11 protein-coding genes and 1 tRNA gene are annotated in these 17,050 nt (G+C 40.9%); 8 read left to right on the top strand and 4 right to left on the bottom strand.

The window, feature by feature from the left end; all coding sequences use genetic code 11:
• Positions 1 to 185 precede the first annotated feature (185 nt).
• The 4 genes from pdhA to fba all read left to right on the top strand — a co-directional run bounded on the left by pdhA (position 186) and on the right by fba (position 3,804).
• Positions 186 to 1,223: a pyruvate dehydrogenase (acetyl-transferring) E1 component subunit alpha gene (gene pdhA / locus G4P69_RS13270; protein WP_208342671.1), complete on the top strand. Its 1,038-nt coding sequence runs from the start codon at positions 186 to 188 to the stop codon at positions 1,221 to 1,223.
• A gap of 173 nt (positions 1,224 to 1,396) precedes the next feature.
• Complete coding sequence (locus G4P69_RS13265) at positions 1,397 to 2,221, top strand: aldose epimerase family protein (protein ID WP_208342669.1); 825 nt, start codon at positions 1,397 to 1,399, stop codon at positions 2,219 to 2,221.
• A gap of 63 nt (positions 2,222 to 2,284) precedes the next feature.
• Positions 2,285 to 2,356: transfer RNA gene (locus G4P69_RS13260), tRNA-Lys, on the top strand.
• 368 nt (positions 2,357 to 2,724) lie between these two features.
• Positions 2,725 to 3,804, top strand: a complete 1,080-nt coding sequence (gene fba / locus G4P69_RS13255; protein WP_208342667.1) for a class II fructose-bisphosphate aldolase — start codon at positions 2,725 to 2,727, stop codon at positions 3,802 to 3,804.
• A gap of 87 nt (positions 3,805 to 3,891) precedes the next feature.
• On the opposite strand, the gene G4P69_RS13250 is transcribed toward fba, so the two are convergent.
• Positions 3,892 to 5,739: a polysaccharide deacetylase family protein gene (locus G4P69_RS13250; RefSeq protein ID WP_208342665.1), complete on the bottom strand. Its 1,848-nt coding sequence runs from the start codon at positions 5,737 to 5,739 to the stop codon at positions 3,892 to 3,894.
• Positions 5,740 to 6,171: 432 nt separating this feature from the next.
• A complete protein-coding gene (locus tag G4P69_RS13245) occupies positions 6,172 to 6,984 on the bottom strand; it encodes a carbon-nitrogen hydrolase family protein (protein WP_208342663.1) in 813 nt (270 codons plus the stop codon).
• A 160-nt stretch (positions 6,985 to 7,144) separates the two neighbouring features.
• Between G4P69_RS13245 and G4P69_RS13240 the strand changes: the two genes are divergently transcribed.
• Entirely contained in the window at positions 7,145 to 7,741 is a 597-nt protein-coding gene (locus G4P69_RS13240; protein WP_208342662.1) for a MarC family protein, read from the top strand.
• Positions 7,742 to 7,803: 62 nt separating this feature from the next.
• On the opposite strand, the gene G4P69_RS13235 is transcribed toward G4P69_RS13240, so the two are convergent.
• Complete coding sequence (locus G4P69_RS13235; RefSeq protein WP_208342660.1) at positions 7,804 to 7,986, bottom strand: hypothetical protein; 183 nt, start codon at positions 7,984 to 7,986, stop codon at positions 7,804 to 7,806.
• 390 nt (positions 7,987 to 8,376) lie between these two features.
• Between G4P69_RS13235 and G4P69_RS13230 the strand changes: the two genes are divergently transcribed.
• On the top strand, positions 8,377 to 11,259 hold the full coding sequence (locus G4P69_RS13230) for a zinc-dependent metalloprotease (protein WP_208342658.1): 2,883 nt from the start codon (positions 8,377 to 8,379) through the stop codon (positions 11,257 to 11,259).
• Between the two features lie 389 nt (positions 11,260 to 11,648).
• Here G4P69_RS13230 and G4P69_RS13225 read toward each other — a convergent pair whose 3' ends face one another.
• Positions 11,649 to 11,990, bottom strand: a complete 342-nt coding sequence (locus tag G4P69_RS13225) for a hypothetical protein (RefSeq protein WP_208342656.1) — start codon at positions 11,988 to 11,990, stop codon at positions 11,649 to 11,651.
• A gap of 506 nt (positions 11,991 to 12,496) precedes the next feature.
• Between G4P69_RS13225 and G4P69_RS13220 the strand changes: the two genes are divergently transcribed.
• Both G4P69_RS13220 and G4P69_RS39195 read left to right on the top strand, forming a co-directional pair.
• Positions 12,497 to 13,546, top strand: coding sequence for an ATP-binding protein (locus G4P69_RS13220; protein ID WP_208342654.1), 1,050 nt, complete (start codon positions 12,497 to 12,499; stop codon positions 13,544 to 13,546).
• A gap of 43 nt (positions 13,547 to 13,589) precedes the next feature.
• On the top strand, positions 13,590 to 16,286 hold the full coding sequence (locus G4P69_RS39195; protein ID WP_243902951.1) for an ATP-binding protein: 2,697 nt from the start codon (positions 13,590 to 13,592) through the stop codon (positions 16,284 to 16,286).
• The last annotated feature ends 764 nt before the right edge of the window (positions 16,287 to 17,050 follow it).

Below are 17,050 nucleotides of genomic sequence, written 5' to 3'. Positions count from 1 at the left end.
TATGTTCTGTCTCGACGATTTACAGACTAGTGTAAAGAATTAAATTCTGACTTCTGACTCCTGACTCGTGACTTCTGACTCCTGAATTCTTCTACTGACTTTATAATGACGAAGTTTACGGATTACAAGAGCAACTATCTAAAAATAGTAACTTTAAGTTTTACAACAAGGATGATTGAGAAATAATGGTTCAAGAGCGCATGTTACCCACATTTAATGCCGCTATCACTCAAATAACCAAAGAAGAAGGATTGCGGTTATATGAAGATATGGTGTTAGGGCGCACGTTTGAAGACAAGTGCGCCGAAATGTACTATAGAGGAAAAATGTTTGGGTTTGTACACTTGTACAACGGTCAGGAAGCTGTTTCCTCTGGAGTCATTCAAGGGGCGATGCGACCAGGTGAAGATTTCGTTTGTAGTACTTACCGCGACCACGTTCATGCTCTAAGTGCGGGAGTACCAGCAAAAGAGGTAATGGCAGAGTTATTTGGCAAAGCGACAGGTTGTAGTAAAGGTCGCGGTGGTTCGATGCATATGTTCTCGGCTGAACATCGCCTGCTTGGTGGTTACGCTTTTGTCGCAGAGGGGATTCCTGTAGCAGCTGGAGCAGCTTTTCAAACTAAATATCGCCGAGAGGTTTTAGGTGATGACAGTGCTGACCAAGTGACAGCTTGCTTTTTTGGTGATGGAGCATGTAATAACGGTCAGTTTTTTGAGACGCTGAATATGGCAGCCCTCTGGAAACTACCAATACTTTTTGTGGTAGAGAATAATAAGTGGGCGATCGGCATGGCTCACGAACGTGCAACTTCCGAACCTGAGATTTATAAAAAAGCCAGTGTCTTTAATATGGTAGGTGTGGAAGTAGACGGTATGGATATACTCGCTGTGCGAGCAGCAGCGCAAGAAGCTGTAGCCCGTGCCAGAAAAGGAGAAGGTCCAACTTTAATTGAAGCGCTTACCTACCGTTTCCGAGGTCACTCCTTAGCAGATCCAGATGAAATGCGCTCCAAAGCAGAGAAAGAATACTGGTTTGCCCGTGATCCAATTAAGAATTTTGCAGGATATCTGGTTGAGCAAAATTTAGCTAATCCAGACGAACTCAAAGCTATTGATCGTCAAGTTCAACAAGTTGTAGACGAATCAGTGCAATTTGCCGAGAGTAGTCCTGAACCAGATAAAAGCGAGTTATATCGCTTTATTTTCGCTGAAGACGAGTAAAAAGGAGGGATCTCTTAGCAGGGAGTAGGGAGCAGGGGAACTCTTGAGCAGGGGAAGAATTGAGTGAATTCCTCTGTCCCCAGTACCCAATCCCCAGTACCCAATCCCCATGCCCCATGCCCCATGTCCCATGCCCCATGCCCCATGCCCCAATCCCCAGTACCCAATCCCCAATGAATAAACTTCACCTACAAACAGATAATGCCCAGCTAGAAGTTTTACCCGAAAGAGGAGGTATTATCCTCAGATGGCGTGTAAATGAGCAAGAAATTTTGTATCTAGACGAGGAACGCCTTGCGGATCCTCAATTGAGTGTCAGGGGTGGGGTTCCGATTTTGTTTCCTATTTGTGGCAACTTACCCAACAACACCTACACTCATAACGGTAAGCAGTACACTCTTAAACAACATGGTTTTGCCCGTGACTTACCTTGGACTGTAGTAAATCACCAAAACGCTAGCCTTACCGTAGCCCTAAACAGTAACGAGCAAACACGAGAGGTCTATCCTTTTGATTTTAAAGTCGCTTTTACCTACCAACTAGAAGGTAATAGCTTGGAAATTCAGCAGCATTATACTAACCTCTCCTCAGAACCCATGCCGTTTTCGTTCGGGTTCCATCCTTACTTTTCCGTATCTGATAAAAGTCAGCTAAAGTTTGAAATTCCTTCCAGCGAGTACCAAGAAAAGGGAACAAACGAAACTCATCCCTTTACCGGTAATTTTGACTTTAGCCAAGATGAAATTGATGTTGCCTTCAAGCAACTTAGTGCTACCTCTGCTACAGTCATTGATGGCAGCCGTGGCTTAAAACTGACCTTAGATTATGATGAGTTATTTACCACGCTGGTATTTTGGACAGTGAAAGGCAAAGATTTTTACTGTTTAGAGCCTTGGAGCGCTCCTCGCAACGCCCTTAACACAGGAGAAAACCTCACGGTTTTGGAACCTGGATCTGACCTTTCAACGACCATACGCCTATCGGCAAATTTTTTCTAATTCCTATTGCAAAAATCCAGAGGGGTGTGTTAAACTATTAAAGTACTGGAAACGCAGTTAGCCGGGTCGCTAACTCAACGGTAGAGTACTCGGCTTTTAACCGATTAGTTCCGGGTTCGAATCCCGGGCGACCCATAAATTTAATTGATAGAATATAAAAAGCCCTAAGCAAAATGATATGAGTTTTTTGGGCATAGGGCATAGGTCATGGGGCATAGGGCATAGGAGTAATCGCCTTGGGCAGGTTTCCCCACTTGAGTGGTCTAGCATGAGAAGAATTACATGGGTAAATATGAAGGCTGCAAGGAAGTTAATACCGTTCTGATAAGCCCTTTTTCCACCCATGCCCCATGCCCCATGCCCCACTTTGTTGTTAAACTTTTTCAACATAAGCACCCATCAATAGTTATAATTTCCTATATGTTGAAAAAAGTCTTAAGATTAGCGTAATAATCGCGCTTATCTAAAACTGATTAGCTGACTACCAATTAGGAGGACTATCTATGGCGCTCGTACCAATGCGGCTGTTGTTGGATCATGCGGCTGAAAATGGTTACGGCATCCCAGCCTATAACGTTAACAATATGGAGCAGATTCAAGCTATTATGCAGGCTGCTCAAGAAACAGATAGCCCGGTGATTTTACAAGCTTCTCGTGGTGCTCGTAAGTATGCTGGTGAAAACTTTCTGCGTCACTTGATTTTGGCAGCAGTGGAAACTTATCCTCATATCCCCATTGCTATGCACCAAGATCATGGTAACAGCCCTGCAACCTGTTACTCTGCGATTCGCAATGGTTTCACCAGTGTAATGATGGACGGTTCACTGGAAGCAGATGCTAAAACTCCAGCTAGCTTTGAGTACAACGTTAACGTTACTCGCGAAGTTGTGAAAGTAGCACACTCTGTAGGTGCTAGTGTTGAAGGCGAACTCGGTTGCTTGGGTTCTCTAGAAACAGGTATGGGCGACAAAGAAGATGGTCACGGTGCAGAAGGAATACTTTCCCACGACCAGCTGCTAACTGACCCAGACGAAGCAGTTCAATTTGTAGAGGAAACTCAAGTAGATGCTTTGGCAGTTGCTATTGGTACTAGCCACGGTGCTTACAAGTTTACCCGCAAGCCAACTGGAGAAATTTTAGCAATCAGCCGTATTGAAGAAATTCACCGTCGCTTACCTAATACTCACTTGGTTATGCACGGATCTTCTTCTGTACCTGAAGATTTGATTGCGTTAATTAACCAGTACGGTGGTCAAATTCCTGAAACTTATGGTGTACCTGTAGAAGAAATTCAAAAAGGTATCAAGAGTGGTGTACGTAAGGTAAATATTGATACCGACAACCGTCTAGCTATCACCGCTGCAGTACGTGAAGCTTTGGCAAAAGATGCTAAGGAATTCGATCCTCGTCACTTCCTCAAGCCTTCTATTAAGTACATGCAAAAGGTTTGTGCCGATCGCTATCAGCAATTTAGCACTGCTGGTAATGCTAGCAAGATTAAGCAGGTTTCTCTTGATGAGTTTGCTGCTAAGTATGCTAAGGGCGAACTCTCTGCTGTAACAAAGAAAACAGCGGCTGTCTAATTGAGATAAGTAAATAGGGATACTGTATTACAGTATCCCTAGAGTACTGAGGATTCTCTTACTCAGTAAGACTTAGCCGGGTAGTACTTAGGTTCCCCGGTTTTTTATTTTATTTGCTGCCAAAGTGCAAGCTGTATGATTTGTTGACTCAGACCCTACAAGTGCCACAACATGAGGTACAGGACGAGGAGTATAACTCACCAGAGACTTACCCTTATAAACTAAAGATGTACTTTGTCCTGAATCAACCATTACAGCATCCTGCAATCCAGCTTGTGCAAGGGCTTTTCCTAGAGACACGGCGTCAGTATTTCCGCGAGAAACGCCGATAGTGGGAACTCCTGCTGAATTAAGACCCCAAAAAGCTCGATAACGGGCTTGATCGAAACCATATAAACCTTTAAAAGTGCTTGCTTCTTGGGGTTGACCGTCTCTAACTAGCCACGCTGCGGCAACAAAAGCGTCCGTTACATTAGGCATCTCGGCTTTTATTCCCTCTAAAGTGTTATGCTTGAGCGGGTCAAAGGGAATGTAACTTACGGAGGTGGGGCTAATCAGTACTAAAGGACGCCCAACTAATCTTGGGATATCATTACGATCGCCTGGAATAAATTGATTGGTAACCTGGCTTAACACTGGTCCAATCATAAAATTAGAATTTAGCAGTTTGAGGGAAAAGAAACCTCCATCGACGGCAGCTAAGGCGTTAGTACCACTCTTCGCCAAAATTTCTGAAACCTGATAACGGCTATCAGCGTGTATAGTTATCGGTTTACCACCTGAAATTAAGACCAAAGAAATTTTGTCAATTGTTGCTTCAGTTTGTTGAATTGGAGTTGAAAAGTCAAAGCCCAATTTCCACTGTGGTAATGTTGGTCCTCCCCAAGCTTGGGCGATCGCGTCTTTTATTTTAGATTGACCAAAGCGAGATACTGCCAATAAACTATCTGAAGCTCCAGCATACCGCTCATCTACATCATTCATCGTCAGTGCAAGCTGATACCCTGCACCATACACTGCTCGTGCTACTCTCTCATCATATTTTCCCGCCGGATAGGTAAAGTACCGGATAGGAATACCTAAATTTGTCTCTAAAACAGTCTTAGACTCTGTGACTTCTGCTTGCAGTCGGTCATCTGGTATCGCTCTTAAATCTTCTGGATGACTCACGCTATGGGATGCGATCGTCACTAAGGGACTAGCTGCCATTTCCTTTAGTTGTTCCCAACTCACATGAGAGCGACCAGTATTTTGTCCAATACCACTAGTATAAACCGAGAACACAGCAGGATAACCGTATTTTTTCAGCAATGGATAAACGTACTGGTAGTGACCTCCATAACCATCATCAAAAGTCAGCAAAACAGGTTTTTCTGGAAGTGGTAAACCTGTTTGCAGGTGAGTCATTAGCTGGTCAAGAGTTATGGGAGTAAGGCCTTGCTCTTTAATTAGCTGAAAATGCTTTTCTAATTCCTCTGGAGTTACATCAAAAAATACTTGTTTTTGTGGCAAGATGTCGTGATACATAAGTATAGGAACTCTTGCCAGCTTTGCCTGTTTATGAATGGTCGGCCAAGAACTACGATTTAGATAAGCAAATACATACGGACCAATTGATTGAACAAGATTCTGAACGCCCAAACTAGGCTGAGTTGCCCAAGTTGATACGTTTATAGTCATGCTTGCCAAATTGGAAGTCTCCTGCTGTACTCCCAGATTATTGCTGCAATTTTGCTCTGCTGGGGACAAGTTTTTTGTAGGTTCTGAGTTTATCCTGCGAGATTTTGCAAGAGCAATTTTTGAAGATTCTTGAAAAAAACTATATCCAACCAAACATACCATCATTAAGCTGGCAATGATACTTTGATATTTACCAAGCTTACAGAAGTTCAAAAATTTGTAACTTAGAATCTGATTTTTATGTATTAGCTTCATATTTCCTTATTCAGAACATGTTCCTAACTGTGTTTGTTCTGACTGACAGCAATGTTGTGTTTTGGTGGGAGCATCCCAACCAAATGTGTAAGTTTATTTTATTTTGTAGTGCGGGCATCCTGCCCGCTTCTGTCATAAATTAGGGAGCTTTGCGGCTCCCACTAGGATCTTTTTGCACTCGGAAAGGGATGCTCCCGTTTTGGTGGGCAAACCCACCTTAGTATTTAGGCTGATAATAGCTGCAATTTGAGAGCATTTAATATTTTGACTAACTCTCCGGACTAAAGTCACGGAGATTCTTTCACGCAGTAACACCTGGTAGAAGATTCTTACTCGAACCGTTCCAAAATGTTAACCGAGCTAGGGCTGTCAATTGCCCTCTACACACTCCACTAAGATCAAGATCCAGTATCGTGCTTACTTTTCTTAAATTTAAAATACCCGATGTTGTAAGCTCGGCATTTGACGACGGACTTGTTCAAGTCGAGAGGGGTTAATTTCAGCGATCGCAACACCTGGTTTTTCCCCAGCATCCGCTAAAATAACTCCCCAAGGATCGATAATCATGGCGTGTCCATGAGTTTGACGACGAGCGTAGTTTAGTCCAGTTTGAGCTGGAGCAATCACATAACAAGTGTTTTCAATTGCACGCGCTTGCAGTAACACTTGCCAGTGGTCTTTACCAGTAAAAGCAGTGAAAGCCGCAGGAACAAACATAACATCTGCTCCTTTTAGTGACAAGTGTCGATAAAGTTCCGGGAAGCGGACATCGTAGCAAACCGAAAGCCCTATATTTCCAAGTTCTTGCGAGAAAGAAACAGAGGGTAGGTCAATACCTGCCATTACTGTACTAGACTCTCGGTAAGTATTACCATCAGGTACGTTAACATCAAATAGATGCGTTTTATAGTAACGTGAAAGTTCTTGCCCGTTGGGGTCAATAAGTAAGGCTGTATTATATACTTTACCTGTATCCTTTACCGGAATTGGAAAGCCACCTCCTAAAATGGTGACTTGAAAGCGCTGAGCCATCGTTTTGAGGAATTTTTCAGTTTCAGTTGCGATCGCCTCAGCTTGAGAGAGTTTTTGATTCTCTTCTCCCATAAAAGAGAAGTTCTCTGGTAACCCAACTAATTGAGCACCTTGACGCACAGCAAGATCGATTAATTCCTCTGCTTGTGCCAAATTTTTTGAGAGATCTGGCACACTAGTCATTTGAAGAGCGGCTGCTAGGTAAGACTTCATAAATTGAACAGCAAACGGTCGAATTATATAGGTAGATTATTAAAAATAATATATATTCAGCGAAAAAAATTGAAATTCCCATTCTCCTCATTTCAATCTTGGTAACCGCTTGGGAAAAAGTTGGCTAGATTTAAATAGACCTTGGTATAATCTGTGCCCTGTGAATATCTCTGTTCTAGTCAAAACCTTTATCGCTGTGTTCGTCCTTGCCGATGCTGTGGGTAATATACCCATAGTTTTACTCTTAACCAAAGGTATGGAACCAGCCGAAAGAAACAAAGTTATAGATAAGGCTGTTTTAGTTGCAGTAACAATTCTTTTGCTGTTTGCCTTTGCTGGTCAATTTATTTTAAGTTATTTGGATATCAGCTTAGCGTCTTTGCGAGTAGCTGGAGGACTACTACTATTGTTAATTGCCTTACAAATGCTTCAAGGAAACTCACAAACTCCAATGTGGGATCAAGATCGTGATGTGGCAATTACACCACTAGCTTTACCATTATTAGCAGGACCTGGGACTTTAACCACAGTCATGCTACTTATATCAGAAGCAGATAACCCTAATCTCAGCGTAGTCATAGGTATCGTAGCCGCAATGTTGGTCAGTTGGCTAATTATGCGATTGGCAAACCTACTCGACAAGTGGATTGGTGGAGAAGGTGAAGTAATTATTACTCAACTTTTAGGTTTTATTCTAGCCGCGCTAGCAGTCGAAATTGGTAGTGCAGGCATCAAGGAGTTGTTTTTGGTGAGTTAGTTGTTGAATCAATTCTTAAACTCATTCCACTCTATAGGCAGAGTGGAATGAGTTTAATAGTTTTAAATAACGTTGACTAAAGCCATAATGACCGTCTTCAGAATTTCGCATCCATCTTCTTCACCAAAATCTCTCTTTATTTTCAATCCAAACTCCTCCACTTTTTTCGCAAACTCGTTGATTCTATCTGCATTAAATTGGCCGTTTTGCTCGGGTAAGGTATATATTAATTCGGGAAAGTTCATAACATCACCAGCAATTTTCCAAATCTTCCCTTAGAATGATTTGTTTAATATGTGATGGTAGTCACATTGTCTTGTGTTGTTAAACACAACATACTCTACTGACTTCGGTTCATAAACAGATTTGAAAATTTCAGTACAATCAACCAACCTATTTATTAGAACTTTTTATACACTCTTTACAGATCTATATGAAATCAATGCCAAAATAATACGTAAAGCTTGCTATAGACACAATAATACGGAAAAAGACTACAGTAAATCTAAAGTAGTAAACCCGAAGATGGTGTTAGAAGCTTGATATTAAATGGTCAGGATTGTTTTCAGGTGCAGTACAACAGGTGAGGAGCTAAAAAAAATCAAAAAACAGGATTGTTGCCAAGGAAAGATTGGATGAAAAGATTTAGCTTTTTGGTTATTTTGCTGAATGGTCTGTTTTTAGGAATAGGGACCACTAGCGCTAGCGCTTCGAAATTTGATAACCCTCAAATAAATCGACCTCCTCTAAGAATAGCGGCGTCTTTGCCCACCTCATCAAAAGTATGGGTGATTCATCAAAATAAGCAGGTACAACGTGAGTCTTTTATTTGGGTTGTTAAAAATACTAAAAACGCAGGACAGCAACCATTTTTGCTAGTTCAGAAAAATCCTACACAAAATCCTACCAGTAGCCCACAGCCAGCCAAAAAGGACGAATTATCTCCGTTTGAGCAAATTGTAAAAGACACCCAACAGCTTGATGGTCTGTTTACTTTATACCGTAATAGCGAAAAAAACAAAATCTATTTAGAAGTTAAGCCAGACCAGCTTAACAAAAATTATCTTGCTACAACAACCCTAGAATCTGGGATTGGCCAAGCTGGAATTTATAGCGGGATGCCTTTGCAAAATTTTCTATTTTACTTTCAACGTGTGAATAATAACTTGAACTTTGTTGTTCGTAATGTCAATTTTCGCACTGATGAAGGAGATCCGCAAGCGCGATCGCTCTCCCGTTCTTTCAGCGATTCAGTCCTCTACACAGTTCCCATTAAAAGCATTCATCCGCAACGCAAAAGCATTGTTATTGACTTAAGTGACCTTCTACTTACAGACTTAGCTGGATTATCTTCAAGTTTGGGAGTACCTCGAAGCACTGATAAATCCTATTTTGGTACTGCTAAAGCCTTTCCCCAAAATATGGAAATTGAATCTGTTTTAAATTTCTCCAGTACTGGTAATATCAAGAATAGTCAAATGCAGCGTTTTATGACGCTAGCTGATAATCGTAGCTTTAATTTGCGTGTTCACTATAGTCTATCGGAACTTCCAGAAAATAATTACCAGCCACGTTTAGCTGATGATCGTATTGGTTACTTTATAACAGCCTACCAAGACTTATCTAATGACGATCACCGCGATCCCTTTGTCCGTTATATTAATCGTTGGCATTTAGAGAAACAAAACCCAACAGCAGCAATTTCTCCACCGAAAAAACCCATTGTCTTTTGGATTGATAACGCCATACCTGTAGAGTACCGAGATACTATTAAAGAAGGCGTTTTGATGTGGAACAAAGCGTTTGAAAAAGCAGGTATTAAAGATGCACTCCAAGTCAAGCAAATGCCAGATAATGCTGATTGGGATCCAGCAGATATACGCTACAACACTATTCGCTGGATTCATACTGTAGATGGCTATTTTGCTATGGGACCATCTCGGGTTAATCCTTTAACTGGAGAAATTTTGAACGCCACTATTCTAGTAGATGCTAGCTTTCTTCGCCGATTAAAAAGTGATTACCGCTCAATAGTAGAACCCAACCAAACAGATCGTAACCAAACATCCTTGACAGCGTTTATGCAAAATCGCCTGCTTTGTGCTAATGGCTTAGAAGCAAAAGGTGATGCTATGCAAAACCAAGAGCAAGAACAAGAGCAATTTACCAGTCGTTTATCCAAACTCGCAGGAGAGTATGACCTTTGTTATGGTCTAGAAGCAACTAACCAGTTTGCATTGGGAACAATGGCCATGTCACTTTTGCAAAACATACCACCCAATAGCCAGCAAGTTAAAGAATATATTCATCAATATTTACGCTTAATCATTGCTCATGAAGTTGGACACACTCTCGGACTAAGACACAATTTCCGTGGTAGCACACTGCTATCACCGGAGCAGATGAATAACATTGATATTACGCATACAAAAGGTATGGTTTCATCTGTAATGGACTACATTCCACCAAATATTGCACCACGAGGTATTAAGCAGGGAGATTATTTTCCTATTATGGTGGGAGCTTATGACGAATGGGCAATTGAGTATGGTTACACACCTACTCAAGCAGCAACTCCGGTTGGAGAAAAGTCTTTCTTGGAAAAAATTGCCCAACAGTCTTATAAGCCAGAGTTGAGTTATTCCACTGATGAGGATATATATGACCTTGATCCTACTGCTGACGCTTGGGACGATAGTAGCGATGCCTTGCAATATTCTCAATGGCAACTTGATAATTCGCGCCTGATGTGGGGTCGATTAAACACTCGTAATTTAATTTCCGGGGAAAGTTACAGTGATGTAAGTGAACAGTTTGGCACAGTATTAGGTAATTATTTTCAAAATATATACTACGCGACAAAATACATTGGAGGGCAGTCTTTTTATCGTGTTCACTCTGACGCTCCTCAAGGAAAATTACCATTTCAACCAGTGCCTTTAGAAAAACAACGGCAAGCATTAGCAATGCTGCAAAAGTATGTGTTTGATGAGGATGCTTTTAACTTCTCTCCACAATTGCTGAATAAGTTGGCACCCTCACGGTGGCGACATTGGGGTAGTAATCCTCGCATTGGGCGGTTAGACTATCCTATTCATGACCTAGTGTTGTTTGTGCAAAAGTTGGTGCTATGGGATTTACTATCAAAAGATCGCCTCTCTCGTTTAGAGGACATTGAACTTAAAACTCAGCCAGGACAAGCCCTGACTCTACCAGAATTGTTTGAGTCTTTACAATCAGGAATCTGGACAGAAGTACTGCAATCAAAAGGCAAACCAATCAAGATTTCTAGTTTGCGCCGAGGGTTACAGCGCCAATATTTAGATATTTTGACGGGAATGATATTAAGGAAACAACCTGTTCCCGACGATGCTCGTACATTAGCATGGTACAAAATAAAACAGCTTAATGAGAAGCTGGAAAAGGTACGTTCAGAAGATGAATACACTCAAGCACACTTGTTAGAAACGCGCGATCGTATTAACAAAGTTTTGAATGCACCCCTACAAGGAGGATGAAAACACATCACGTGCATTAAGGATAATGGTCATTTCCAACTTGTAGGGGCGAATGGCATTCGCCCTTACAATGGACGGGAAAACTCTCACTCTTGGAAAAATCCTCCATTCAGGCGATATTAATTCTAGGAATTACGCGTTGAAAGAAATCATTGGATATGGATATGGGGTTAGGAATTAAGAGCGCTTCAACGAAAGATTTTCCCACAAATAAGGGTGTTCCCGCCTATTGTAAGGGCGAATGCCATTCGCCCCTACAAGTCTGAAATCACCATTATCCGTTAGCACATATAATGTTCTATTTGTATAGTACGTAAGTCCTAAATTCCTACCTGATACGTGATGTGTTTTATCAATGCGTAAACCCTAACCCTTTTGTAGCAAGAGTTTCACCTGCTGGATGGCGATATATCACGCTGAAGAGTTGTTTGATGCTGAGACTCAAAAAAAGCCCTTTGACATTGTCCTAAAGCAAAAATAGGTAGGGCAGTCGAAGCGACTAAAATAGCAATAGCAAGAATTACTGCAACTGGCTTACCACCAGATTGTATTAACATGCTAAAAATATCTTCTGTCGTTTGACTTCCGACTTTCGCTAATTCAACCGTTTCTGATTGATTGAGAAGTTCGGTGACATTCTCAGCAATATTCAAAATTGTTTGTGTAGCACCTGGAGAATTTTCCATTTGTTCTACGGGTAAATTTTCGTTAGCGGGTAGCAGGTGAGTCATAACGTTTACGTTTGAATCGTTGGTATCTTTATGTTGTCTTATGCTCTAAAGTCTTGTCAGTCGAGGATTGTAGGCAATTTATCGGTGTTAGATTTGTAGGTAAATGTAGACTTGTGTAGGTTTGTATTCAGAAATGTTGAAAGGTTTGTATGGTAGAGTAAAGTAGGGTGTTAATATGGGCATCCAGTTTGATTTGTGAAAAAATCTCAGTAGTGTTGTCGGGTGTGTTAGCGCAGCGTAACGCACCGAAAGCTGGGAGCATCCCAAATGTGTAAATTTATTTTATTTTGTAGTGCGGGCATCCTGCCCCCTTCAGTAATAAACTAGGGAGCAAGATGCTCCCACTACCATTTTTTGGCAAAATTGGGATGCTCCCCCGAAACCTTGAAATGGTGCGTTACGGACTTCGTCCTAACACACCCTACGTGCTACGTGCGTTTCAAAAATCAAATAGGAATCCTATACTTTGTGTAAGTGAGATAACTCTGTTGTTTTGGTAACACTAGATGGACTTAGATGAAGAGAGCGCTCTGAAGTTTATTAATGAATTACTGGAAAAAGAAACCCAGCGAGTCTTAAATAATTTGGAGACAGTAATATTTAAAGGTTGCTGGTCAAAGAAAACATTGGAGGATATAGCTAAGGCTGAAGGTTACGCCCCACAATCTATTAGAGACGCAGCTACGAAACTTTATGAAAAATTAACACAAATACTAAAGATTAAAATTAACAAAAAAAATTTTATAAGTTCTATTGAGCATAAATATAAAAATAATAATTTCTCCGTTAAAGAGACACAAGAACCTTCAACAAATAATTCTGTTACTCCGAGAGTTCAAAATAAAATTAATAATAATCCCTTTGTTCCTTTATCTGGCAAAGTTGATGATGAAAAATTATTCTTCCCTCGTCCAAGAGAACTAAACAATATCTTTGAATATTTAAACAATGGTTCTAATGTTGCATTAATTGGAGAAGAAGGAGTAGGCAAATCCTCGTTTTTGTGGGCAATTGGTCATCAATCAGCGCATCAACTTCATCAGCCTCGTCAACTCGGATTTCTAGATTTAAACGAAATTAGCGATAATGAGGATGAATTTTATGAAGCTTTGTGTCATAAAATTGGCATTCCTGATAGTAGGAGAAATCATCTGAATCGAAATTTAAAAGATAAAAGGATATTGTTGACGATAGATAACGTTGGTAAACTTGCTTGGCAAGGATTTACAAGACAAGTACGGGATTGGTTGAGAAGCCAAGCAGATGGAATGAATGCCCCATTAAGACTAGTTTTAGCTGCAAGCTCACGTCTTGAAGATTTATTTCAAGATAGTCAAGATACATCTCCTTTGGCGGGTATTTGTCAAACTGAAAATGTTGTTTTATGGTCTGAAGAAACGATTAAAAGCTTTATCAATTCACGTTTACAAAGCACCAACGTTAAATTTGACGAGCTAGATATTCGCAAACTAATAGAGTCAAGTCACGGACACCCCAAGACGTTGATGAAGTTGTGTAATGAAACTTATAAAGAATATTCCCAAAGGTTGAAATAATTTTGATTTATTAGTTTATCTAGCAAATCTATGTAGCAATCTTATGAAGCAGCAGCACCCTGTCCCCCGCCTAGATTTAGCACCGAAGTTAAAGCGTCCGCTGTTGTTGTGGAACCCTCTAGATTACCTGCGTCTGTTGTACTGGGTATTTTTCTTTCCGCAAGCCTTACGGTGGTATGTAGACACCTATGGAGGTGGTTATATGCCCGACAATGAAAGGAGTGGGCGTAAGAGTGGCGAAATATTACCTAACAATCCCATCCAGCGAGAATTACTTTTTCAAGTATTGATATTAATAATCGTGACTCCCATTGCTGTTTGTCTACTTTTACAAGAAGTGGGTTTATCAATTAATTGGTGGGGCTTGGTGTTTAGCGTGGCGTTTAGCGTGGCGTTTAGCGTGGCGTTAGGCGTGGCGTATGGCGTGGCGTTTGGCGTGGCGTTAGGCGTGGCGTTTGGCGTGGTGTTAGGCGTGGCGTTTGGCGTGGCGTTTGGCGTGGCGTTTAGCGTGGCGTTTAGCGTGGCGTGGGGCGTGGCGTATGGCGTGGCGTTTGGCGTGGCGTTTGGCGTGGCGTTTGGTGTGGCGTTAGGCGTGGCGTTTGGTGTGGGGTTAGGCGTGGCGTTAGGCGTGGCGGGGGGCGTGGCGGGGCGCATGGCGTATGGCGTGGCGTATAGCGTGGCGTTTGGCGTGGCGTTTGGCGTGGCGTTTGGCGTGGCGTTTGGCGTGGCGTTTGGCGTGGTTATATTACGTCCGGAAATTTGGTTAATATCACTTTTTTTCAAGTCCCAAGCTTTTCAAAAAAGCTACTGGCTTCCTCGTATTACTCCATTACCATTACCCAATCTATCTTCTCGCTTACAAAATTGGTTGTTAAATGATTGGGAGATAGGGTTACATAATTCAAACGAATTGCTGGCATATACATTGCAATTTAGCTCTGTAATAACAGCTATTAATAAAGCCCTTGATAGAACTCCAGAAGACCAAATAATTTGGCGCATTTCTCGTTTAGCGTCAGCCCCTTTTGACTGGAAACTATTATTTTTCTCCTCCGCATCATTAAAAGCAAGTATTCAAAAAGAATTTATTAATGGGTTATTCGATTTTCCTTTGTTTTTATTCTTAAGAATTTTGAGAGAGAGATTGTTGTCAAACCTAGAAATAGCTCCCTGCATTAGCACGCCTTCTCGATCAACTGCTGCTGGTTTCTGGTATTTACACGAAAAAGAACCAGATCAAGCGGTTTCAGCTTTTGCTCATGTCCGTTTCCTCCTCTATGGTGACGAGATGTATACCCTCGTTTCAATTCTAAACATTTTCAAAAAAGCAAAAGAAATAGAAGGTATTGTATCCATCCAACTTCCCCCTTTCCCTCAAGAAAACCTATTACGTCCTACTACTTGGGAGACTCTTGAATCCTTAAGCCAAGTTGTAAAAAACGTTCGTTTATTAGAGCAGACTCGTTCTAGATACCAGCGTTCGTCAGCCCTCAACCGTTCTTTAGGGGCGCTTACCAATATCCTCGAAAACAAGGATAGTCTACCAGAAGCAGAACGTGGCTTAATTGTAGACATCGCCAAAACCTGGGAAAAATGTCTCCTAAAAATTGCCAGCGAAGTAGGGGAAATTAACATCACTGAACCTGTACATAATCCCTATATTGTTGGATCTCCTGTAGAGGGTCATCTTTTCGTTGGACGAGAAGATATTATAAGACAATTAAAAGAACTGTGCCTTAAGGGAAACCAGTTGCAATCTGTAGTTATCTACGGTCACAGGCGGATGGGTAAAAGTTCTATTCTCCGGAACGCTGTTAATTGTTTAGGAGAAGAAGTGCGGCTTGCCTATATTAACTTACAGGGGTTAGCTAGTGCGGATGGTTTAGGAGATTTGTTGATTGGCATTAGCGATGCTGTTTTTGAAGAAGTAAAAATTCCACCACCATCAGATGATGAATATTTAGATTCTCCTGAGCGCACTTTTCAACGTTACCTGCGACAGGTGGTAAATAACCTTGGAAACTTTGGTTTAATTATTGGTTTAGATGAGTTTGAAAAAATTGAAGAGTTCATAGAAGCAGGGAAAATTCCTGAAAATTTTATGGAATACTTACGGAGTTTGGTGCAAATGACTCCGAAAATTGCCTTTGCTTTGGCTGGTTTGCATACTTTGGAAGAAATGACCGCAGATTATTTCAAACCTTTCTTTGCTAGCATTGTTCCTCCTATTAAAGTGTCTTTTATGACGGAGGATGCTACGGCACAGATCCTCGAGAATCCAGGTTTTGAAGATTTTCAGTTAACTTACACAAGAGAAGCGCTCAGCAAAATTTACAGTTTAACTTACGGACAGCCTTATCTAGTTCAGTTACTAGGGTTTCAGTTAGTTCGCCTTTACAATGATTCTGTATTTGAAATGGGACGCAAGCGTGACCCTATTTTTACAGTATCAGATGTAGAAGCAGTGGTTAGCAATCCTGCTTTTTTCCAGGGTGGGCGGGGTTATTTTGATGGAGTGTGGGGTCAAGCTGCTGAGGGTGCTAGTGGACAGCAAGATATATTGAGAGCGATCGCACCACAACCAGAAGGGTTAACTTTGACTCATCTTGCTACTAGATGTGATGTAACACAGGATGCTATAGAAACCCTAAAACGACATGACGTAATTGAAGAAGTAGAAGGGCGAGTGCGAATTGTTGTCGAATTATTCCGTCTTTGGGTTTTGCAGTTCCAGTCTTAAAGAGAGTACTGGAAAATGCTTTACGGTGCTAACTTCTCAACCCTCGAAATTTAATTTCTGGGGAAAGTTACAGCGATGAGAGTGAACAGTTTTGCACATTATTAAATAATTAAGCAAAATCAATTTTCACCATAACGACGTTGGGACTGACTCCAACTCTCTTTTTCAGTGTATATACTGCTTTTAAAGACGCTATTAAAGCTAGTATAAATTTATAATTAATCAATTGACGATATATTTATCGGTAGAATATTTTTGAGAAGTCCTTTCAAAATAACCTGAGTTTGACGGAACTAAAACACGGCAAAATGGAAGACTAAGTAGACAATTTCACTTTGCCAATCGATATAGATATAATATTCTATAAATCAGTTTCAAAACATGTTTTGAGGCATTTTAAATGTCCTTAAGCCCTCACCAAAAATTTTCAATACTTATGTCTCAAAAATCTTTAAAAAATTCAACCATTTATACAGGTTGCTTGTTATCATCATTCGCTATGATAACATTTTCACAAATATCTAAAGCAAATGCTCTCCCCCTCATACCAATTCACTTAAATATTGATACACATTAAACATCTGTGAGGGCGAATGCCATTCGCCCCTACATATCCTATCTGTATCAGGTTTTTCGTGAAATGGTATCACAGGTACAACAAAAAATACAACGACAGGTCAAAATCTATCAGCAAAAGCGGATTTTACAATCAACAACGATATTTTAACGTTAATACCGTTTTTATATAAAGACGCATAGAAAGA

Origin of the sequence: Aetokthonos hydrillicola CCALA 1050, assembly GCF_017591665.1 — a bacterium.
Classification (GTDB): Bacteria; Cyanobacteriota; Cyanobacteriia; order Cyanobacteriales; family Nostocaceae; genus Aetokthonos; species Aetokthonos hydrillicola.
The sequence above is the reverse complement of the archived record's forward strand: the minus strand, read 5'-3'. Positions and strand labels throughout refer to the sequence as shown.